This is a genomic window from Streptosporangium brasiliense, from assembly GCF_030811595.1.
Taxonomy (GTDB): Bacteria; Actinomycetota; Actinomycetes; order Streptosporangiales; family Streptosporangiaceae; genus Streptosporangium; species Streptosporangium brasiliense.
Window position 1 is genome coordinate 99,588 of the sequence record NZ_JAUSRB010000002.1, and the last position, 20,436, is coordinate 120,023.

General features: G+C 72.4%; 16 protein-coding genes, 1 tRNA gene and 2 pseudogenes. 10 read left to right on the top strand and 9 right to left on the bottom strand.

From position 1 onward, the window contains the following. Positions 1–8: 8 nt before the first annotated feature. Complete coding sequence (locus tag J2S55_RS09005; protein ID WP_306858680.1) at positions 9–1,634, bottom strand: DUF6351 family protein; 1,626 nt, start codon at positions 1,632–1,634, stop codon at positions 9–11. A 446-nt stretch (positions 1,635–2,080) separates the two neighbouring features. Here J2S55_RS09005 and J2S55_RS09010 point away from each other — a divergent pair, with 446 nt between their 5' ends. The 7 genes and pseudogenes from J2S55_RS09010 to J2S55_RS09040 all read left to right on the top strand — a co-directional run bounded on the left by J2S55_RS09010 (position 2,081) and on the right by J2S55_RS09040 (position 8,724). Beyond that, complete coding sequence (locus J2S55_RS09010) at positions 2,081–2,905, top strand: alpha/beta fold hydrolase (protein WP_306858682.1); 825 nt, start codon at positions 2,081–2,083, stop codon at positions 2,903–2,905. 33 nt (positions 2,906–2,938) lie between these two features. After that, positions 2,939–3,379, top strand: a complete 441-nt coding sequence (locus J2S55_RS09015; RefSeq protein WP_306858684.1) for a VOC family protein — start codon at positions 2,939–2,941, stop codon at positions 3,377–3,379. 40 nt (positions 3,380–3,419) lie between these two features. After that, positions 3,420–4,880 (top strand): dihydrolipoyl dehydrogenase family protein, encoded by a 1,461-nt coding sequence (locus J2S55_RS09020; RefSeq protein ID WP_306858686.1) that lies wholly within the window; start codon positions 3,420–3,422, stop codon positions 4,878–4,880. Positions 4,881–5,028: 148 nt separating this feature from the next. Then, positions 5,029–5,925 (top strand): oxidoreductase, encoded by an 897-nt coding sequence (locus J2S55_RS09025; RefSeq protein WP_306858687.1) that lies wholly within the window; start codon positions 5,029–5,031, stop codon positions 5,923–5,925. Positions 5,926–6,394: 469 nt separating this feature from the next. Next, positions 6,395–7,375 (top strand): ribosome small subunit-dependent GTPase A, encoded by a 981-nt coding sequence (rsgA, locus tag J2S55_RS09030; RefSeq protein WP_306858689.1) that lies wholly within the window; start codon positions 6,395–6,397, stop codon positions 7,373–7,375. Between the two features lie 59 nt (positions 7,376–7,434). Next, positions 7,435–7,908, top strand: a pseudogene (locus tag J2S55_RS09035) (class I SAM-dependent methyltransferase); the annotation flags it as partial. 303 nt (positions 7,909–8,211) lie between these two features. Then, positions 8,212–8,724 carry a GNAT family N-acetyltransferase gene (locus J2S55_RS09040; protein WP_306875270.1) on the top strand — a complete coding sequence of 171 codons (513 nt, stop codon included), beginning with the start codon at positions 8,212–8,214 and terminating at the stop codon, positions 8,722–8,724. Between the two features lie 292 nt (positions 8,725–9,016). On the opposite strand, the gene J2S55_RS09045 is transcribed toward J2S55_RS09040, so the two are convergent. Next, positions 9,017–9,088, bottom strand: a tRNA-Arg gene (locus tag J2S55_RS09045). 80 nt (positions 9,089–9,168) lie between these two features. Beyond that, positions 9,169–9,687, bottom strand: a complete 519-nt coding sequence (locus tag J2S55_RS09050) for a C40 family peptidase (RefSeq protein ID WP_306858691.1) — start codon at positions 9,685–9,687, stop codon at positions 9,169–9,171. 999 nt (positions 9,688–10,686) lie between these two features. Between J2S55_RS09050 and J2S55_RS09055 the strand changes: the two genes are divergently transcribed. Continuing rightward, entirely contained in the window at positions 10,687–11,076 is a 390-nt protein-coding gene (locus J2S55_RS09055; RefSeq protein ID WP_306858693.1) for a response regulator transcription factor, read from the top strand. Here J2S55_RS09055 and J2S55_RS09065 read toward each other — a convergent pair. Further along, a pseudogene (locus J2S55_RS09065) lies at positions 11,073–13,795 on the bottom strand (helix-turn-helix transcriptional regulator). The gene J2S55_RS09055 and the pseudogene J2S55_RS09065 overlap by 4 nt on opposite strands. Positions 13,796–13,936: 141 nt before the next feature. Here J2S55_RS09065 and J2S55_RS09070 point away from each other — a divergent pair. Further along, on the top strand, positions 13,937–14,548 hold the full coding sequence (locus J2S55_RS09070; RefSeq protein WP_306858699.1) for a LysE family translocator: 612 nt from the start codon (positions 13,937–13,939) through the stop codon (positions 14,546–14,548). Here J2S55_RS09070 and J2S55_RS09075 read toward each other — a convergent pair. Further along, positions 14,500–15,225 (bottom strand): alpha/beta fold hydrolase, encoded by a 726-nt coding sequence (locus J2S55_RS09075; RefSeq protein WP_306858701.1) that lies wholly within the window; start codon positions 15,223–15,225, stop codon positions 14,500–14,502. The two genes, J2S55_RS09070 and J2S55_RS09075, sit on opposite strands and share 49 nt — an antisense overlap. Positions 15,226–15,300: 75 nt before the next feature. Here J2S55_RS09075 and J2S55_RS09080 point away from each other — a divergent pair, with 75 nt between their 5' ends. Beyond that, positions 15,301–15,870 carry a TetR/AcrR family transcriptional regulator gene (locus J2S55_RS09080; protein ID WP_306858703.1) on the top strand — a complete coding sequence of 190 codons (570 nt, stop codon included), beginning with the start codon at positions 15,301–15,303 and terminating at the stop codon, positions 15,868–15,870. A gap of 184 nt (positions 15,871–16,054) precedes the next feature. Here J2S55_RS09080 and J2S55_RS09085 read toward each other — a convergent pair whose 3' ends face one another. The 4 genes from J2S55_RS09085 to J2S55_RS09100 all read right to left on the bottom strand — a co-directional run bounded on the left by J2S55_RS09085 (position 16,055) and on the right by J2S55_RS09100 (position 20,430). Further along, a complete protein-coding gene (locus tag J2S55_RS09085; RefSeq protein ID WP_306858705.1) occupies positions 16,055–17,266 on the bottom strand; it encodes a hypothetical protein in 1,212 nt (403 codons plus the stop codon). A 31-nt stretch (positions 17,267–17,297) separates the two neighbouring features. After that, on the bottom strand, positions 17,298–17,684 hold the full coding sequence (locus tag J2S55_RS09090; RefSeq protein ID WP_306858707.1) for a Rid family detoxifying hydrolase: 387 nt from the start codon (positions 17,682–17,684) through the stop codon (positions 17,298–17,300). 75 nt (positions 17,685–17,759) lie between these two features. Next, complete coding sequence (locus tag J2S55_RS09095; RefSeq protein WP_306858708.1) at positions 17,760–18,869, bottom strand: alanine racemase; 1,110 nt, start codon at positions 18,867–18,869, stop codon at positions 17,760–17,762. A 37-nt stretch (positions 18,870–18,906) separates the two neighbouring features. Continuing rightward, complete coding sequence (locus tag J2S55_RS09100) at positions 18,907–20,430, bottom strand: N-acyl-D-amino-acid deacylase family protein (protein ID WP_306858709.1); 1,524 nt, start codon at positions 20,428–20,430, stop codon at positions 18,907–18,909. Positions 20,431–20,436: the final 6 nt, after the last annotated feature.

The following is a 20,436-nucleotide window of genomic DNA, read 5'->3' on the forward strand; positions in this document are numbered from 1 at the left end:
GATGGTCGTCAGTGCCGGACGGGGGCGCAGTAGTAGCTGCCGTCGTCGGCCGGGTCGCCGTGGCCGATGTAGCGGGAGACGGACGGGTACCGGCACAACTCGCGCGTCACCGTCTTGCCGGAGGAGTCCGTGATGGCGGCGCTCAGCGTCTGCGGGGCCCTGCCCTGTTCGACCCAGGCCGTCAGGGCGCCGAGGGCGTCGGTGGGCACGGGGCCGGTGCTCGTGGGGCCGGCGCAGTGGGCGACGCCCGGCGCCAGGAACAGCCGGTAGAAGTCGTCGACCCGGCGCGCACCGCCCATGGCCAGCTCCACCCTCCGGCGGTAGTCCACGGTGCCCTGCGTGGGGATCAGCTGGTCGGCCTGGCCGTGCCAGGTGAGGAGCTTGCCGCCGGACCTGTGGAAAGCCGACAGGTCAGGGCCGTCGGTGCCGATGATCGTGTCGTACTCGGCCTGGGACTGCTCGAACAGCTCGGCGAACCCGGCGTAGGTGATCGTCGAGAGGTCGTAGGAGGGCTGCCGCTTCAGGAACGTCGAGACCCACGTGGCCGGTACGGGGAACGGCGCGCCCACGCGGTTCCCGTCCGTGTCGACGCGGGTGCCGGCGAGGTCGAAGCCGGCTCCGATCGGGATGCCCGACCACAACTTCCTACCGGACGGGGTGCGGGGGCCGACCCAGATCTTGCGCACGACGGCGGCGTCGGCCGCGGTGATGGTCTCCTGCTTTCCGTCGCATTCGACGCGCTTGCCGATGAGCCGGCGCGGGTCGAAGGCGCACGTGGCGGGGTCGCCGATCAGCCCGTCGGGAGCACCGTCAAGCGGGTCGCAGGCCTTGACGGCGGCCTCGTTGAAGGCGTTGAACTCACAAGGGGAGGGGAAGGTGTCCTCCTCGTTCATCACCACCTGCGGCCACAGGGTCGCGACCTCGAACTCGTCCCAGTTGATCGCCGGAGCGGTGGCCAGGATGCCGTCGAAGTCGCCGGGGTGGCGCTGGGCCTCCATGTAGCCCTGACGGCCGCCGGTGGAGCAGCCGTTCCAGTACGAGTAGGAGACGGGCCTGCCGTAGACCTCGTTGACCACCTGCTTGCCGACGGCCGCCATCTCGTGCTGGGACCGGTCGGCGAAGTTCTTCAGCAGCGCCGTGTCGACCTCGCCGTCACTTCTCAGGGCCCAGCCGGTATCCAGGTACGTGCCGACGCCGGCGTCGGTGGTCGCGGCGGCGTAGCCGCTCTTGACCGCGCCGGCCAGGCCCGCGCCGTAGTCGCCGGCGGCGAAGGCGCTGCCGCCCAACGCCTGGAAACGGCCGGTCCAGCCTGTCCCGGGCAGCCAGATCCGCACCTTGGCGTGGTCGCCGACGCCCGGGTGGGTGAGCGTGACCGTGACATCGCAGTAGGCCGGCACGTCCGGGATCTCGACCACGTCGGTCAACGGCGGCACCGGAGGGACGGTCACGGTGCCCGCCTCCCGGCTCACCGCCGTCACGGACTCCACCGCGGTGCCGGCCGGAGCGTTCACGGAGATGGACGAGCACGTGAACGGGGCGGTGGCGGAGCGCGCGGTGCCGGCCGAAGCCGCGGCCGGCAGGCACGCCGCCACCAGCGGCACTCCGACCGCGAAGATGATCAGAAGGCGTTTCATGACGTTCCTCTCGCTGAAGTACCGGGTCATCGGCTGTCGCGGTGCGTCTCACTGTCGTTCGCGGCCGGGACCGGCACATCAGTCAGTTGACGGTCAGCATCGGCGAGCCGCTCCGGGAGCACGTCACACACGTCGCGGCGCAGGCCGGCGGGCACATACGGGGACATGTACGCAGTTCGCGGCCCACGGCTGGGCGGTGCCGTCCGTGCTCACGTCCCGACTGAAGAGTCGAACGGCTTAACGCGCTGAGGCGCGCACACGCGTACCCGGCCGCCGTGTGAAGCGAGACAGCCCGTCGACCAGCACCGTCGCGGTACTGAACGACGGCTCGGCCGACCCGTCGTGACTGACCGTCAAGTGACGGATGTGACCACGGTCCTTCTCTGACGACAGTGATGGCAGCAGATCCACCACCTCCGTCTGAAGCCTCCTGAAAGGGGAAAATCGTGGTCAGCATCAAGGGTGTACGCAGCCGGCGGCTCATGCTGGGTGCCCTGTCGACGCTCGCGATCGGTCTCCTCACCGCCGCCGCCACGCCCGCCTCCGCGTCGGACAAGCCGGCCAAGCCGACCGTCGTGCTGGAGCACGGCGCCTTCGCCGACGCCTCCAGCTGGAACGCGGTGATCGAAGAGCTGCGCGCGGACGGCTACCCCGTCGTCGCCCCGGCCAACCCGCTGCGCGGACCGGCCAACGACGCGGCCGCACTCCGCAGCGTCCTCGACCACGTCGCCGGACCCAAGATCCTTGTCGGGCACTCCTACGGCGGCTCGGTCATCAGCGTCGCCGGCGCGAACGACCCCCAGGTCAAGGCCCTCGTATACGTTGCCGCCTTCCTGCCCGCCCCCGGCGAGACCGCCCTGGAGCTGACGGGCAAGTACCCCGGCTCCACACTCCCCGGCACCCTCGACCCCACCCCCTTCACCCTCCCCGACGGCACCACCGGAACCGACCTGTACATCAAGCCCGGCAAGTTCCACCACCAGTTCGCCGCCGACGTACCGGCCGGCACCGCGGCCCTCATGGCCGCCACCCAGCGGCCCATCGCCCAGTCCGCCCTGGAGGAGAAGACCGAGGCCGCCGCGTGGAAGGACAAGCCCACCTGGGCGGTCATCACGACCCAGGACCTCAACATCCCCGTCGAAGTCCAGCGCTACATGGCCAAGCGCGCCCACGCACACTCCATCGAAGTACGCGCCTCCCACTCCGTCGCCGTCTCCCAGCCGAAGACCGTGGCCGGCGTCATCGAGAAGGCCGCACGCGCCACCCGATAGCACCGGACCGAAAGGAAGATCACAACCATGGACATGAAGCTCGAAGTCGTCGTCCTGCCCGTATCCGACGTCGACCGCGCCAAGGACTTCTACACCCGGCGGCTGGGCTTCCGCCTCGACGCGGACTTCCCCGTCAACGACGGTTACCGGATCATTCAGGTCACTCCCCCCGGCTCCGCCTGCTCGATCATCTTCGGCGACGGCCTCACCGACGCCGAACCCGGAACGGTCCAGGGGCTGCACCTGATCGTGTCCGACATCGAGCAGGCCCACAAGGAACTGGCCGGCCTCGGCGTCGACGTCACCGGTCCGTTCCACGACGCCACCGGCGCCTTCCACCAGGCCGGCGAGACCGGCCGTGTCATGGGCCCGCACCCGCAGCGTGCCAGCTACGGCTCCTTCGCCTCGTTCACCGACCCTGACGGCAACCGCTGGTTCCTGCAGGAGATCACCGAACGGCTGCCCGGCCGCTGACCGACGGCACCCCCGGGACAAGGCCACCCATGGAGGACCAGTGACCAGCGAAGACACCCGTACCTATGACGTGGTCGTGATCGGGGCCGGTCCGGTCGGTGAGAACGTCGCCGACCGGACCACCGCCGCCGGACTGAGCACCGTCATCGTGGAAAGCGAGCTCGTCGGCGGCGAATGCTCGTACTGGGCGTGCGAACCGAGCAAGGCCCTGCTGCGGCCCGCTCTCCTGCGTGCCGACGCCGGCCGGGTACCCGGCCTGGCCCCGGCCGCCGCCGGACCACTGGACGCCGCCGCCGTACTGGCGCATCGCGACCGCATGGCCGCGCATTGGAGCGACGACGGCCAGGTCGAATGGCTCAAGACGGCCGGCATCGACCTCCGACGCGGCCACGGCCGCCTTGACGGGCCACGACGCGTGGCCGTGACCACCCCCGACGGCGGCACCGTCCACCTGCGGGCCCGGCACGCCGTGGCCCTGTGCACAGGCAGCAGCGCCGCCCTCCCCGACCTGCCCGGGCTCGCCGCCCTGCGCCCCTGGACCAGCCGCGAAGCCACCAGCGCCCCGCAGCCGCCCGGACGGCTCCTCATCGTCGGCGCGGGCGTCGTGGCCACCGAGATGGCCACCGCCTGGCAGGCCCTCGGCACCCAGGTCACCCTCCTCGCCCGCGGCACCCGCCTGCTGCCCCAGATGGAACCCTTCGCCGGCGGACTTGTCGCCGACCGCCTGCGCGGAGCGGGCAGCGACCTGCGGTTCGGCGTGACCGTCGCCACCGCTGCCCGCACGGGCGGCGAGGTCCGCATCGCCCTTTCCGACGGCAGCCGGCTCACCGCGGACGAGATCCTCTTCGCCACCGGCCGCGCGCCCCGCACCGGCGACATCGGCCTCGAGACCGTCGGCCTGCCCCCCGGAGGCTGGCTCACCACCGACGACACCCTCACCGTCACCGCCGCCCCGGGCGACTGGCTCTACGCCGTGGGCGACGTCAACCGGCGGGCCCTGCTCACCCACCAGGGCAAGTATCAGGCCCGCATCGCCGGTGCCGTCATCGCCGCCCGAGCCTGCGGCACCCCGCTCGACACCGGACGCTGGAGCCCTCACGCCGGCACCGCCGACACCGCCGCCGTACCTCAGGTCGTCTTCACCGACCCCGAGGTCGCCGGCGTCGGCCTCACCACCATCGAAGCCCGGCGCACCGGCCGCCGCGTCGACGTCGTCGACTACGACCTCGGCCACGTCGCCGGCGCCCTCCAGCACGACCCGGACTACCGTGGCAGGGCCCGCGTCCTGATCGACCCCGATCGCCGCACCGTCGTCGGCGCCACCTTCGCCGGACCGGGCGTCGCCGAGCTCCTCCACTCCGCCACCGTGGCGATCACCGGCGAAATCCCCGTCGAACGCCTCTGGCACGCCGTGCCGCCCTTCCCCACCATCAGCGAGGTGTGGCTGCGGCTGCTCGAGACGTACCGGGACCAGCACAGCCGAGGAGACAGGAACCCCTGACCTATGCAAGGAGCGGCGTTGTCACCAGGACTGACGACGGGCCTCCTCTGCAGCACATGAAGAGATTTGTGTCACATAATGCGAACCTTGAGCTAATAAACGCTACATTGATGTGACAGTTAAAGAACGCCGGGCGGAGGAAACACCCATGGCCAAGACATGGCTCATCACCGGAGCGTCACGCGGCTTCGGACGCCACCTCACCGAGGCCGTCCTTGAAGCAGGCGACCAGGTCATCGCCACCGCACGCAGCCCCAAGCAACTCGACGACCTGCCGGCCCGTCACGGCGACCGGATACGGGCGGTCGCACTCGACGTCACCGACGCCGCCGCGGCCTCCCGAGCGGTCAAGGAGGCCACCGACACCTTCGGCGGCCTCGACGTGATCGTCAACAACGCCGGCTACGGCAACAGCGCACCGATCGAGGAGATGGCCGAAGACGACTTCCGCGCCCAGATCGAGACCAACCTCTTCGGCGTCGTGAACGTCACACGGGCCGCCCTGCCCGTCCTGCGCGCCCAACGATCAGGAGTCTTCGTACAGTTCTCCTCCATCGGAGGGCGCGTCGGCGGCACCCCGGGAATGGGGGCCTACCAGGCCGCGAAGTTCGCCGTCGAAGGCTTCTCCGAAGTCCTCGCCAGCGAAGTCGCCCCCTTCGGCATCAAGGTCGTCATCGTCGAGCCAGGCGCGTTCCGCACCGACTGGCAGGGTTCCTCCATGGAGATCCACCCCGTCGGCCCCGACTACGAGCAGACCGTGGGCGCCATCCACCGCTACCGACGCGACACCGACGGCACCCAGCCCGGCGACCCCGCCCGTGCCGCCAGGATCATCATCGACGTCGTCCGCGACGACGCCCCACCCCGACGGCTCCTCCTCGGCAGCGACGCCGTTGCCTCCGCCCGGAAAGCCGCCGAGATCCGCGCCGCCGAAACCGAGAAATGGGCTGACGTGAGCCGCTCGGCCGACTACCCCACCGCCGGATCGACGCCGGACCCAACCGGCTCCGGACGGAATTCGACGCGGGCAAGCAGGCCGCACTGAGCACCGGTTTCCCGGGAAGTGCCGGGTACGCGGTCCTGTGACCGTTGTGCGGCTCGACCTGATGACGCGACTCCAGGAACTGGAAGTACACCGTCAACGCGGCCGCCCGGCCAGGGTCCGCGCGGGTACGGCAGCGGTACAACTCCCCTGACCGGGATGCTAGGCTGCCGTCCGTTCGGTATTGGATCGGCGTGGGAGGGAGGTGAGGTTTGATGACCGCGGTGAAGACCGCTGCCATGCGCAGCGCCCGGGCCAACCTCACGTCCCGGGCCCCGGTCTGACCCACTTCTTCCCCCAGCCTTGAGCCACCCGGCTCAGCAGGCGGGGTGATGTCCGCGTCTCGTCGGGGCCCCTTCTCCGCAAGGGTCTCACGTTGCCACACACATACACCGATCCATCCGGCCTGTCCCGGTACGGGTGGACCGACGCACTCGACCGAACCTTCACCGAACATCACGGAGCGGGCCTCGTGCCGGCCCGGATCTCCCGGGTCGATCGCGGCCTGTGCACGGCGATCACCGCGTCGGGCCCGACACGGGCCACGTTCGCCGCGCCGTACCCGCCCGACCCGCTCCTGACGCCCTGCACCGGCGACTGGGCCGCGCTGCGCCCGGGCGCCGAGCCGCACCTGGTGGCGCTGCTGCCGCGGCACAGCGCGATCGTGCGCTCGTCGGCGTCCAGGTCCTCCCACGGGCAGGTGCTCGCCGCCAACGTCGACACGGTCGTCATCGCCCTGTCCCTGGCCACGCCCTTGGACGCGGCCAAACTGGAGCGGCTGCTCGCCCTGGCCTGGGAGAGCGGGGCGCAGCCGGTGATCGTCTTGACCAAGGCGGATCTGGCCCACGACCCCGAGGCCGTCCACGCCGAGGCCGGCGCGCTGGCACCTGGCGTGGACATCCTGGTCACCAGCGTCGCCACGGGTCACAACATCGACGTGCTGGCCGCGCTGGTGCACGGCACCACCGTGCTGCTCGGCCCCTCGGGTGCGGGCAAGTCCAGCCTCGGCAACACGCTGCTCGGCGAGGAGCTGCTGGCCACCGGCACGGTACGCGCGCAGGACGGCAAGGGCCGCCACACCACCGTCCGCCGCGAGCTGCTCCCCCTGCCCGGCGGCGGGGTCCTCATCGACACGCCCGGCCTGCGCGGGATCAGCCTGCACGACGCCGCCGACGGCCTGGAACAGGTCTTCGCCGAGATCGAAGACCTCGCCGCGTATTGCCGCTTCGGCGATTGCGCCCACGGCACCGAGCCAGGATGTGCGGTCCAGGCCGCCATCGCGGCGGGTGAGCTGCCCGAACGTCGCCTGCGCAGCTACCGCAAGCTGCAACGGGAGAACGCCTGGGCGGCCTCACGTACCGATGCCCGGCTGCGCGACGAGCGCGTCAACCGGCAGAAGGCCATCACCAGTCATCTGCGCGCCACCTACAGGTTCCGGGACCAGCAGCCATGACCGGCCGCGTCCCACCGACCTCCCCGACCGCTCATCGTCCACCAGGAGCCCGCACCACCATGCCCGAAAGCCCGCACGACCCGATCGGCGACCCCACAGTGGCGGCGCTCTTCGCCCTGCACGACAACCTGGCACGTCAAGGCCCCGGCTCCGACGCGACCACCCGCCACCTGCTGTCCCTGGCCGGGCCGCTGGCGCCGCGCCCGCGCGTGCTGGACATCGGCTGCGGGCCGGGCCGCTCCTCACTGGTGCTGGCCCAGGCCGGCGCCGAGGTCACCGCGGTCGACCTGCATCAGCCGTACCTCGACGGACTGGCACGGACCGCCGCCGACCGCGGCCTCGTCGTCCACACCGTACGGGCGTCGATGGCGGACCTGCCCTTCCCGGACGAGAGCTCCGACCTGATCTGGGCCGAAGGGTCCGCGTACATCATCGGCTTCGACACCGCGCTGCGCTCCTGGCGGCGGCTGCTCGCCCCGGGTGGCCGGCTGGTCGTCACCGAATGCGAATGGAGCACCGACTCCCCCTCCGCCGAAGCCCGCGCGTTCTGGGATCAGGCGTATCCGCTGCGCACACGGGAGCGCAACATCGCCGCGGCGCACGCCGCGGGGTACGCCGTCGCCGCGGTGTATCCGCTCCCCGACCGCGACTGGTTCGAGGAGTACTACACGCCGCTGTCACAGCGCGCCCACGCGGCCGACCTGGCCGTACCCGGGATGCGCCAGGCGGTCGCGGCCACCCTGCAAGAGATCACTATGCGCCGCGAGCACGGCGCGGACTACCAGTACACCGGCTATGTCCTGCATCCGCAGAAGGACAAGGAGACGGACCCGACCATGACCCCTTCCTGGACCACCCGCCCCGAGAGCACCGGCGACGTCGCCGCCATCCGCGACATCAACCTTGCTGCCTTCCCCAGCTCGCACGAGGCCGACCTCGTCGAGGCGCTGCGGGCCGACCCGCAGGCGTGGCTGCCCGGCATGTCCTGGCTGGCCGAGGCCCCCGGCGGCGATCTCGCCGGATACGCGCTGCTCACCCGCTGCCACGTCGGCGACTCACCCGCCCTCGCCCTGGGCCCGTGCGCCGTCAAGCCCGAACATCAGCGGCGGGGCGCGGGTTCCGCCGCCATCCGCGCCGCTCTGCGCGCCGCCCGCGAGCAGGGCGAGAACCTGGTGGTCGTGCTCGGCCACGCCGAGTACTACCCGCGCTTCGGCTTCACCCCGGCCTCCGGGTACGGCATCCGCCCGCCCTTCGACGTCGAGGACAAGTACATGATGGCGCTCACCCTCGACCCTGAACGGCCGGTCCCGAGCGGCGTCATCCGCTACCCGGCGGCGTTCGGCGTCTGATCTCCCGCTCCTTGGACGCGGCGAACGGCTCTCAGCGTGGCTGGGGGCCGTTCGACCGTCGCGAAGGCCGGCGGCCTTACGGCCGAGCACCCGTGGTGCGAGACGTGGGACTGGCCTGCCTCGGACGCGGTCACGAGCTCGCGTGGGTGAGCAGCGACATGATCATGGTCCACACCTGGTCCACAGCCAGTGAGCGTCAACGAGAACGGGCGGGACTCCGTGAGATTGGAGTCCCGCCCGTTTCGGCGTTCTAACTGCAGATCAACCCGTGTTCGGGCTGGCCTGGCTGGTGTGCCCCCTGCAAGATTCGAACTTGCGCTCCCGGCTCCGGAGGCCGGTGCTCTATCCCCTGAGCTAAGGGGGCCAACGAGTGATTAGATTACCAGCATCTTGAGGTGAACAGACACTCGCAGCGCGAAGTCGGTGATCTGGGGGCGCCGGTCTTTACCTGGTGGCCGTCCGGGGGGTTGGGCGGACCGCCCCTCGGTAGCGCGAGCGGTAGTAGGCGGAGGCGGCGAAGTCCGTCGTCTTGACGACGTCACCGCGCTTGGGGGCGTGCACCATGACGCCGTCCTTCACGTAGACGCCCACGTGGGTGGGGTCTCCGGTGCCGCCGCCGAAGAAGACCAGGTCTCCGGCCTGGAGCTGGGAGAACGGCACGCGACGCCCCTGCCTGAACTGGCTGCCGGTGTAGTGGGTGAGCACGGCTCCCGCCCTGGACCAGGCGTGCAGGGCGAGGCCGGAGCAGTCGAAGCCACCGCCGGTCGGCCCCGCGGTCGAGCCTCCGCCCCAGACGTACGGCCTGCCGATCTGGCGGAGCGCCGCGGCCGCCGCCGTCTGCCCCGGCGACGGCCTGTCCGGCTGCTGAGAGAGCGTGGCCGAAGGACGGGAGGAGGGGGTGGCCGAGGGGCGGGAGGAGGGTGTGGCCCAGGGGCGGGAGGAGGCAGCCGGGGAAGGAGACACCTCCGGCTCCGCGGAGGAGACGACGGCCGGCTGGCGGACTCGCGAGGGAGGCGGAGAGCTGGAGGGGTCTGCGACATCAGGGGAGGCGGAGGGGACGGCACCCGCAGCAGACCCGGAGCCGGAGGAGACGGTGACGTCGGGAGACTCGGAGCTGGAGGCAGCGCCCCTGGAGGATCCGGAGCCGGAAGGGACGGCACCCCCAGCAGACCCGGAGCCCGAAGGGACGGTGACGTCGGGAGACTCGGAGATGGAGGCAGCACTCCTGGAGGATCCGGAGCCAGAAGGGACGGCACCCCCAGCAGACCCGGAGCCCGAAGGGACGGCGTCTCCGGGGGTGCCGGAGGCGCTCGTGGGTCGGGCACCGCCCATGGCGGAGAGGGCGCCTCCCGCGGCGGAGAGGGCACTGTCCGTCGCGGCCTGGCCGGCCCGGGGCGGGGAACCCGAACCTGTGCGGGCGGCCTCGCAGGCGCCGGTGAGCGCGGCCCGGCCCCTTTCTCCGAGCCACCTCCGGAGTCCGGCCGGCAGCTCCATCTCGGCCAGCAGCCGCCTCCAGCCCTCGGCGGCCTGCGCGCAGGGGCGGGCCGCGGGCACTTCGGGGCTCCCCGCGAGGGTCGCCATGAGGACGGTGGCGGTGAGGATTGTCGTGATCATGCGTGCCCTCCCTGGGCTCGATGAACGATCGAGGCCTCAGGATGTGCGGGACGGGGCCTCCCCCAAGGAGCCGAACCAGATTCTGTGGACGCCCAGCGGGCTGTCCACAGCTGCGGAGGGTGACCCAACTGTCCACAGCCCCCACCCCACCTATAGGCCCCACGCCGCCCCTGCCCGGGCTCCTGTGGAGGAGGCCCGGGTGACGGCCCAGGGGAAGATCGGGGAACCTCCGGCATCCCCTGGAAACCGGTCTCCGCCCCTTCGGGACCTGCCCTCGGTGGACAGTCGTCCGTACGCATCCGCCGAAAACCGCGCGTGACCCGGCTCCGAAGAGTTAGCCTCACCGCCGTGGGCGAGGTTCTGGGCAAGGTATTGGTGGTGGATGACGACGAGGTCATCCGACAGCTGATCGCGGTCAACCTGACCCTGGAGGGGTTCCAGGTGGAGACCGCCTACGACGGGCAGAACTGCCTGGACCGGGTGCTCGACGTGATGCCCGACGTGATCACGTTGGATGTCATGATGCCCCGGCTGGACGGGTGGATGACCGCCACCAGGTTGCGCGGCGACAAGGGGACCCGGCACATCAAGGTGGTCCTGATCACCGCGCGGGCGCAGGAGGACGACAAGCGCCGAGGGCTCGGCATCGGGGTCGACGCCTATCTCACCAAGCCGTTCGACCCGGCCGAGCTCATCCAGGTCGTCCGCGACCTGGCGCTGGCCACCCGCAGCGGCTAGATCAGTCCCTCCTTGCGGGCCAGGGCGGCGGCCTGGGTCCGGGAGGAGACGCCGAGCTTGCCCAGGATGTTGGACACGTGCACGCTCACCGTCTTCTGCGCGATGAACAGCCGCTCGCCGATCTCGCGGTTGGGCAGGCCTCGGCCACCAGCGCGAGCACCTCCTGCTCCCGGCCGGTGAGCACGCCCGGCTGCGCCGAGGTGAACCGGGCCCGGCGGCCCAGCTCCGCCAGAGCCTCGCCCAGCGGCTTGGCGCCCAGTGACGTGGCGTCCGCGACGGCCCGCTCCCACTCCTTCAGCGCCTCGGCGCGTCCGCCCGAGGCGAGCAGCGCCTCGGCCAGCCGCCACCGGGCGCGCGCGGCCTCGTAGACGAACCCGACGTCGAACGCCTCGACCACCGCACGCCACGCCTCCACGTCGGCACGGCCGTGCACGCGGTGCCATTCGGCCTCCGCCCGAGCCAGCCAGGCTCGCCCCTCGAACCCCATCCCCGGCCGGGCCGCCCGCCGCGCGCGGGCGAGCAGCTCGTCGGCGCCGTCGGTACGGCCCAGGTCGGCCAGCGCCCAGAGAGCGACCGCGCCGATGCGGATGTTGCCGGCGTCGGCGGGGTCCATGGCGCCCAGGACCGCGGTCGTGTGTTCCAGGGCGGCCCCGGGGTCCTGCCGCCAGAGGGCGTGCTCGGCGGCCATGCCCCGGGACATGTAGGCGACCAGGGCGTCCGACCAGAACGGCCGGAGCCAGGTCAGCCGCTCCTCGACCGCGGGCGTCCCCATGGCGACCTCGATGAACAGCGCGAAGGAGGAGAGGATGGCCTCGGGGATCTTGCCGACGCGCACGCCGAACCCGGCCGCCGTCTCCCGGGCCTGCGTCCACTCCCCCGCCATGTAGTGGATCAGGAACTGGAGGAAGCGCAGGTCGGTGCCGTAGGTGCTCCAGGAGAGCCCGGACTCCATGGCCAACCGCACACCTCGATCGGCGGTCACGGCGGCGGTGGCCATGGAGCCGCGCTCGAACTGGGTCCGGGCGTGGTGGAAGATCGCGCGCAGGTCCATGGCCAGGTCGCCGGAGCCCTGGACGGCGACGGATCCGAACAGCTCCTCCGCCAGGGCGCGGTCGCCCTCGAACTCCGCGCAGGAGGCCAGCACGATCGTCGCCCCCTTCTCCGCGTCGCTCGCCCCCGTGGCCCTGGCGACCTCCAGCGCGCGGTCGGCGAGGGGCCTGACCTCCGCGTGCCGCGGGCCCCAGCTGAGCGTGCGGGAGAGGGTGGCCAGCGCCTTGGCGAGGGCGGCGGTCCCGGGTGAGGCCGCGGCCACGGCCGCCTCGGCGGCCACGATCGCCTTCGGCACGTCGTCGGAGTCGTAGAGGTAGTAGGCGAGCCTTTCCAAGGACTCGGCCGTCGGGGGGACCTCCCGCACCTGGGCGGTGGCCCGGTGGTTGTCTCCCATGTCGGCCGCCGCGGCGGCGGTGCGCAGCACGAGCCGGACGCGGTCCATCCCGGCCAGGGCTTCGGCGTCGGGGACCCGGTCCCACAGGCCGAGCGCCTGCTCGAAGTGGCGGTGGGCCTCGGCGGGGGCGCCGAGCCGCTCGGCCCGCCGGCCCGCCTCGACCGAGGCGGACAGGGCTTCGGCGAGGTCGTGCCCGGCCAGGTAGTGGTAGGCGAGCTCGGCGGCGGCGCCGCTGCGGGCGGTGAGCAGGCGGGCGAACGCGGAGTGCATGCGGGTCCGCTCGCCCGGCAGCAGGTCGGTGTAGACGGCCTCCTGGAGCAGGGCGTGCCGGAAGGCGTAGCCGTACTCCCCGCTGGGGCGGAGCAGCCCGCGTGAGACGATCTCCCGCATGGCCTCCTCGAAGGCCAGCTCCTCCAGGCCGGAAGCCTCCCGGAGCAGGTCGTGGTCGACCCGCCGGCCCGCGACGGCGGCCCCCCGGAGCACCCGCTGGGCGGCGTCGGACAGCAGCTCCGCCCGGGAGAGCAGCAGGCTGGTCAGGCCGTCGGTCATCGAGGAGCCCTCGATCGCGGCCTCCAGGAGCTCTTCGGCGTAGAACGGGTTCCCCTCGGCCCGGTCGACGACCTCGCCGATCATCTGGGCGTCGCCGCCGCCGAGGGAGGTCAGGTAGTCGGCCATCTCACCGCGGTCGAGCGGGCTCAGCTCGACCGCCGTCACCAGGGGGAGACGTTTGAGCTCGGCCAGGACCCGGCGCAGCGGGTGGCGCCGGTGGAGGTCGTCGGTCCGGTAGGTGCCGACCAGGCAGACGCGCTCGGTCTGCAGCATCCGGCTGAGGAAGACCAGCAGGTCGCGGGTGGACTGGTCGGCCCAGTGCAGGTCCTCCAGGACCAGCAGCACGGGCTGCGCGGCCAGGAACCCCAGCATCGAGCCGAAGAGCTGCTGCTGGGTGAGGGCGGAGGCGGTCTCCGGGCCAAGGTCGGTGCCGCCGGGCAGCAGCCGCCCGAGGACGGGCCGGGCGTCGAGCGCCGCGCGCAGCTCACCCCGCGCGTCGCGCAGGGCGTCCGCCAGCGGGAGGTACGGCAGCGCGTCGCCGAGCTCGGCGCACTGCCCGACCAGTACGGCGAAGCCGGCCGCCTCGGCCCGCTCGCTCAGCTCTGTCACCATCCGGGTCTTGCCGATGCCGGCGTCGCCCCCCACGAGGGCCACCCCCGCCAGCCCGCCGGCTGCCGAGTCGAGCACGGCGACCAGGCGATCAAGCTCCGCCAACCGCCCGATCAGAGCACTTTGCCCTTTCTGCCACTCCACGCCGGGAGTATGTCACGGTCTGCCGACATCAGGCTGAATGGTCCACCGACGGCGCCCGCGAATGGCCTTCGTGGCGGAGATCGGGGCGCCTCTAATGTCGGAGCCATGGTCTCCATGTCGACATTCCTGGTTTTCATCGTGGCGTCCCTCGCGCTGGTCCTGGTGCCCGGCCCCAACCATCTCTACATCGCCGCCCGGGCCATCGCCCAGGGCAGGGCCGCCGGGCTGGCGAGCGCGTTCGGCGTGGAGGTCGGCACCCTGGTGCACATCGCCGCGGCGGCGGCCGGACTGTCCTACGTGATCGCCCGGTCCGCCGCGCTCTTCAACGTGATCAAATGGGCAGGAGTGGTCTACCTGGTCTATCTGGGTGTGCGGACCCTGACCGGCAAGCAGGAGCTCACCGCCCAGGAGGCCGCGCCGCAGCCGCTGCGCGCGATCTTCCTCGAAGGCGTGGTCGTCAACGTGCTCAACCCCAAGGTAGTCCTGTTCTTCCTGGCGTTCCTGCCGCAGTTCGTGCGTCCGGAGGCGGGGGCGGTGCCGCTGCAGATCGCCCTGCTGGGCGGCACCCTCCTGCTCCTCGGCCTGATCTCGGACATGGTCTACGCCGCCGGCGCGGGCGCGCTCGGCGGGCGGCTGCGCGGCCGGTCGGACCTGCTGCGCCGCTTCAGCGGGATCGTCTATCTGGGACTCGGCGCCGCGACCGCCCTCTCCGGCCGGTCAAGCTGATCGCACAGGTCCCCCAGCAGGCGGGCCAGCGGCCCGGGGTCCCGCAGCACGCCCAGGTGCCCGCGGCGGGGGATCAGGATCAGCCGCCCGTCCCGGCAGGCGCGCAGGAAGGCCCGCTCGTCGCTCCGGAACGGGTCGCGGGCGCCGTTGACCAGCCACACCCGTCCGGGGTAGGCGGCCAGTGCCGCGAGCTGGTCGTGCCCGGCGACGGCCGCGACGGCCTGCGGCAGCACCTCGCACGACAGCCCTCCCGCCACCATCGCCGCGCCGGCCGGGCCGGGCAGGACGCGCCGGAGGACGTGGGAGCTGATCCGGTCCGCGCGGGCGGGGTCGCGCACGGCGAGCGCGGCGACGGACCGGTAGATCCACGCCGTCGACGCGTTGCGGGCCGTGCATCCCATGGCCACCAGCCCGGCCACCCGCCCGGGGATGCGCTCGGCGGCGGCGATGCCGACGTAGCCGCCCAGCGAGAGCCCCGCCACGAGCGCCCGTCCGCCGAGGGAGTCGATCGCGTCGGCCACGGCCGAGACCGCCGCGTCCATCGAGAACGGCTCGCCGCGACGGGTCCCGTGGCCCGGCAGGTCGACGGCCGCCGAGGGCCGGTCGAGGCTGGACATGACGGGGCCCCACATGGTCCCGCTGACGCGGATCCCGTGGACAAGGACGACGGGCGGCATCACTGACCTCCAAATACAACGGTGCGTTGCACTTATTGAAACACAACGCACCGTTGCGTTGCTACACTCGGCCCCATGGCACCGCGCAAGGAACAGCAGATCTTCCAGGCGACGCTCGAACTCCTCGCCGCCAAGGGCTACGAGGGGCTGACCGTGGAGGGGGTGGCCGAGCGGTCGGGGGTCAACAAGACCACGATCTACCGGTGGTGGCCGTCAAAGGCGGCGCTGCTGGCCGCCGCGCTGGTCGAGGCCGACCTGCTCGCGATGGAGCCGCCCGACACCGGCAGCCTCAGGACGGACCTGGAGGCGCTGGTCCACGGGATGGCCGCGCTGCTCACGCGGCCCCCGGCGGCCGACGTCGCGGTGGCCGCGCTCGGCGCCGCCGTACACCATCCCGAGCTCGCCGCGGCGGCCCAGCGTTTCTTCGCCGACCGGCTCGCCGGGGAGGAGGCCGTCTTCGAGCGCGCGAGGCGGCGCGGCGAGCTGCCCGGCACGGCCGACCCGATGCTGATCATGGATCTGCTCGCCGGCGCGGTATGGCTGCGCACGGTCTTCCGGGGGCTCCCCCTCGACGACGGCTTCGCCGCGGAGGCGGTGAGCACGGTCCTCGACGGCCTGACCCGAGAGCGCGCCGGCCGCCGCTGAGGACCCGGGCGGGCGGTCCGGGAACGCGCCCCGGGCGTGGGTCCGGCCGGTCCGCGAACACACCCGCAGCTGGATCAGCTCAGACCCGGCGGTCGGTCCGCGGGCACGCCCGGAGCCGGATCAGCTCAGCCCCGGCGGTCAGTCCGCGAACACACCCACAGCTGGATCGGCTCAGACCCGGCGGTCAGTCCGCGAGCGCGCCCGGGATGCGGTCGAGGATCGGGTACGGCATGAGCCCGTAGGCGTAGAAGTCGACCGCGTCGGCCCCCGCGGCCCGGACGGCCCGGACCTTGGCGGCGAGCCGGTCGGCCGAGTCGGTGTCGGGCAGGCCGGGCCGGAGCACGACCCGCAGCTCCTTGTCCTTGCCCGTCGAGCGGCGGTAGGCGCCCACGTCGTCGCCGACCCTGCCGGCGTCGCGGGCGTAGGCGAGCACGCCCAGCGAGGGCACCAGGTCGCCGAGGGCGACCAGGTCCACGCCGAGCTGCCAGGAGTCGTGCGCGGCGAGCCCTCCCGAGGGCAGGCCCTCGGCGTAGCCCTTGACCGCGCCCGTCGCGTCGAGGAAGACCAGCTTGGAGCCCTCCGCGCCGACGGCCGTGGAGACCTCCGAGACCAGCGAGGTCACCACCTCCGAGCGGGCCCGCGCGTAGGCGACCACCTCGGGCCCGGCGTAGGCGGTCAGCGCCGCCCGGGTCACCTCGCCCTGCGCGGGCGGGTCGCCGTCGAGCACGCCGCCCACGACCCTGGCGCACTCCTCGCGCGCCACCTCGGCGTTGACGCCCAGGTCGGCCGCGCGGCGCATGCAGAAGTCGCAGAAGCACAGGCCGAGCAGGAAGACGTCCATCGGCCCGAGCGGGACGAAGCTGCGCTCGTGGTGGTAGCCGTGGCCGAAGGTGCCGAAGTGCAGCGCCTCGGCGACCACGCTGTCGACCCCCTGCCTGGCCACCGCCCGGCCCAGCGCGACCGCGTAGCGGCGGACGTCCGGGTGGGAGGGGCACAGGTCGGCGGGCGAGCCCCGGTCGCCGAAGCAACTGCGCACGGTCACGTCGGGGTTGGCCAGGCCGAGCGTGGTGTTCTGCAGGAAGACGGTCCAGCCGTGCAGCTTGAGGCCGCGCTCGGCGGTGGCCAGGCGCAGCGCCGCCAGCGGCTGCTCCCCGGCGCCCTCCTGGACGGGCGGGACCAGGCGCAGCTCGCCGAACAGGTCTTCGGGCGGCGTGAAGTGCGCGCCGTCCCTGCGGATCGTCACGCGGGGGCGGCCGTGGGGGGTGACGTCACGGGCGCAGTGGTAGGCAGCGGCCACGGTCACGCCCGCCACGCCGTATCCGGTGATGCGGTCGAGGACCTTGTCCAGGCCCTCCCCGCGCACGTCCTCGACATAGACGTATAGCGAGCTGTCCAAGCCGCCGCCCTCCCACGCAGTCGGTCAGACTCTAACGCGGCTTGTAGGCCACGAAGTCGATCTCGACAAGGATGTCCATCAAGTCGGAGCCGACGGTCGTGCGGACCGGGTACGGCTGGGTGAAGTAGGACTTGTAGACCTCGTTGTAGGCGGCGAAGTCCCGCTTGAGGTGCTGGAGGTGGACGGTCGACTTCACCACGTCGTCGAAGCCCAGACCGTGGGCGGCGAGGATCGCGCCCAGGTTGCGCATCACCTGGTGGGTCTGCTCGGCCACGTCCGCCCCGACGACCTCGCCGGTCTTGGGGTCCAGGGGGCCCGCGCCCGAGGTGTAGACGAAGTCCCCGACCACGAGGCCCTGCGAATAGGCCCCGATCGGCGCCGCGCCCTCGTCGGTCCGCAGCTCCTGCTTGCCACTCATGTCACCACTCCTTTAACCGTTAACCGGGAACAACGGGAATCGCTGGGATCAGCGACCGGGGAAAACGCTCAGGGATCAGAAATAGGTGTCGATCAGGTCGACGACGATGTAGTCGTCGTCGACCACCGGCATGACCCGCCACTTGTCGAAGGCGGTGCACGGGTGGGAGATGCCGAACGAGACCAGGTCTCCCGGCTTCACCTTCGAGTCCGGCGCGAGCCGCAGGACCGCGTGCTGGTCCTGCATCTTGAGCACCGTGGCGTCGGCGACGGCTCCGCGGGGCACCGGCAGGCCCTCGTCGAAGGGGGCGTCCCGCTTGCCGAACCCGACGACGGCCAGGCCCGGCTCGGGGATGCTCAGCACGTGCGCCCAGATCTCCAGCGCGGCCCGCAGCTCGCCCCCGATCCGGGTGTAGGGCGTGCGCTCGCGGTAGTAGCCGTCGTCGTGGGTGACGTAGGCGCCGCTGCGCAGCATGATCCTCGCCTGGCAGGCGGCGAGCTCCCGGCCGATCACATCGAACCACTGGCTCCCGCCCACCGACAGGATCGGGTCGCGCACCCGCAGGTGCTCCAGCGCCTCCAGCATCCGGTGCAGGTAGGCCCGCACCTCCGCGGCCGACGTCAGCGAGCCTTCGTACCCGGCGACGCCCGCGAGTTCCACGCCGTCGGCCGCCTGCGCCGCCGCGGCGACCTCCAGCAGCCGGCCGAGTGTGCGGCTGCCGGCCCGCCCGCCCTCGTGCCCGAGCTCGGCCAGCACCCGGAACGGCCTGGCCCCGGCGTGCTTGGCGAGCGTCTCCACCCCGGCCACCGAGTCCACGAAGCAGAGGAACTCGAACGACGGGTCCTCGGCGAGCTGCGCCGCGAGGGCGTCGAGCCCCGCCGGGTCGAAGACCTGGTTGGCGATGATGATCCGGGAGACGCCGAACTCGCGCAGGGTGAGCGCCTGGCTGGGGGTGGCGACCGTCAGCCCCCACGCCCCGGCGTCGAGCTGGGCCCGGACGAGCTGGGGCGACATGGTCGTCTTGGCGTGCGGGACCAGCATCATCCCGTGCTCGGCGGCGAAGGCCGCGAGCGTCGCGATGTTGTGCTCCAGCGCGCTGCGGTGCGCCACCATGACGGGGAAGCTGAACGCCCCTCCGAACAGCGACGATCCGACTGCCCTGCCGGGATCCACGATCCCCTTCATGCGATGCCCCCTTCGTCCGCTCTGGTGGACCCTATCCTCAGGGCCGCAGCGCCCGTCCGGGGGTGGCCCCGGTGAGCTCTCCTCCCGCCAGGACGGGGACGCCGGAGACGAGGACGTCGCCGACGCCGACGGCCAGGGTGCGCGGGGCGGCGTAGGTCGCCCGGTCGGAGACCGCCCCGGAGTCGAGGACGACGACGTCGGCGGCCTGCCCGGCGCGGACCAGCCCCCGGCCGGCGAGACCGAAGCGGCGGGCCGGGTGGGAGGCGAGGTGGACGGCGGCCTGCTCCAGGGTCCAGTCGCCGGTCTCGCGGACGTGGTGGCCCAGCATGCGGGCGAAGGCGCCGTAGCCCCGGGGATGGGGGTGGCCGCCGACGTAGATGCCGTCGGAGCCGCCCGTGTGCGCCGGGTGGCGCAGGATCGCGCGCACCGACTCCTCGCCCTCGGGACCCTCGTCGGGGCGGGCCGTCACGCAGCCGGCCTCCAGCCGGGTGTCGATCAGGACGCGGCGGCAGAACTCGCCCGGCTCCAGGCCGGCCTTGGCGGCGGCCTCCGGGAGCGAGAGCCCCTCGGCCCACTCGGCCCCGGGCACGTGGGAGAAGGTGATCCGCGGCCAGAGCGCCGGGTCCCAGTCGACCGGCTCGGACTCCAGCAGCTCCAGCGCCCGGTCGGTGTCGGCGGCCGGGATCCACGACGGCAGCGCGACCATCGCCAGGATCGTGCTGCCGCGCAGGTAGGGGTAGGTGTCGAAGGTGACGTCCAGCCCGTCGAGCCGGGCCTGGTCCACCAGCGGCAGCAGGGCGGAGGCCGGACCGTGGTAGTGCGAGACGTGCACGGCGGCGCCCGAGCGCCGGGCGATGTCCGTCACCTCGGCCATGCCCGTCCCGGCCTGCGCGCCGTACCCGCGCATGTGCGTGACGTACGGCAGGGCGCCCAGCGGCGCGCAGAGCGCGGCGATCTCCTCGGCGTCGGCGTAGCGTCCGGGGGCGTACTCCAGTCCGGTGGACAGCCCCACCGCCCCCTCCGACAGGCCGCGCTCGACGCGGGCGAGCATCCCCGCCAGCTCGTCGGGGGTCGCGGCCCGCTCGGCGGCGCCCATCACGTCGTAGCGGATCGTGCCGTGCGGCAGCAGGTAGGCGGTGTTCAGCGCGGTCGCGCGGTCGTAGCCGTCCAGCAGCTCGCGCACGCCGAGCGGCCCGTCGGCCGACGGGTGGGTCCCGTTGACCGCGGCGAAGTAGCGGGTGGCGTAGGCGAAGGTCTCCGGGGTGGAGGCGGGGGCGAAGGACAGGCCGTCCTGGCCCAGGACGAACGTGGTCACACCCTGGCGGAGCGCGGCGAGCTGCACCCCCGGGTCGAACACCAGGGCGTCGCCGTGGGCATGGCAGTCGATCAGGCCCGGCATGACGTGCCGGCCTGATGCGTCGATCACCGTCGCGGCCTCCGCCCCGGCCAGCCGGCCCACCGCGACGATCTGGTCTCCGGTGATGCCGACATCCGCCCGGAAGGCCGGGGAGCCCGTGCCGTCCAGCACCTGGCCGCCCTTGATCAACACATCGAATGACATGTTGGG

Excerpts from the sequence above, each read along its gene's own strand:
- J2S55_RS09075 (WP_306858701.1), bottom strand. The coding sequence starts at position 15,225 with ATGCCGCCCGTCGTCCTTGTCCACGGGATCCGCGTCAGCGGGACCATG.
- J2S55_RS09015 (WP_306858684.1), top strand. The coding sequence starts at position 2,939 with ATGAAGCTCGAAGTCGTCGTCCTGCCCGTATCCGACGTCGACCGCGCC.
- J2S55_RS09095 (WP_306858708.1), bottom strand. The coding sequence starts at position 18,869 with ATGAAGGGGATCGTGGATCCCGGCAGGGCAGTCGGATCGTCGCTGTTC.
- J2S55_RS09025 (WP_306858687.1), top strand. The coding sequence starts at position 5,029 with ATGGCCAAGACATGGCTCATCACCGGAGCGTCACGCGGCTTCGGACGC.
- J2S55_RS09070 (WP_306858699.1), top strand. The coding sequence starts at position 13,937 with ATGTCGACATTCCTGGTTTTCATCGTGGCGTCCCTCGCGCTGGTCCTG.
- J2S55_RS09100 (WP_306858709.1), bottom strand. The coding sequence starts at position 20,430 with ATGTCATTCGATGTGTTGATCAAGGGCGGCCAGGTGCTGGACGGCACG.
- J2S55_RS09005 (WP_306858680.1), bottom strand. The coding sequence starts at position 1,634 with ATGAAACGCCTTCTGATCATCTTCGCGGTCGGAGTGCCGCTGGTGGCG.
- J2S55_RS09090 (WP_306858707.1), bottom strand. The coding sequence starts at position 17,684 with ATGAGTGGCAAGCAGGAGCTGCGGACCGACGAGGGCGCGGCGCCGATC.
- J2S55_RS09040 (WP_306875270.1), top strand. The coding sequence starts at position 8,212 with ATGACCCCTTCCTGGACCACCCGCCCCGAGAGCACCGGCGACGTCGCC.
- J2S55_RS09080 (WP_306858703.1), top strand. The coding sequence starts at position 15,301 with ATGGCACCGCGCAAGGAACAGCAGATCTTCCAGGCGACGCTCGAACTC.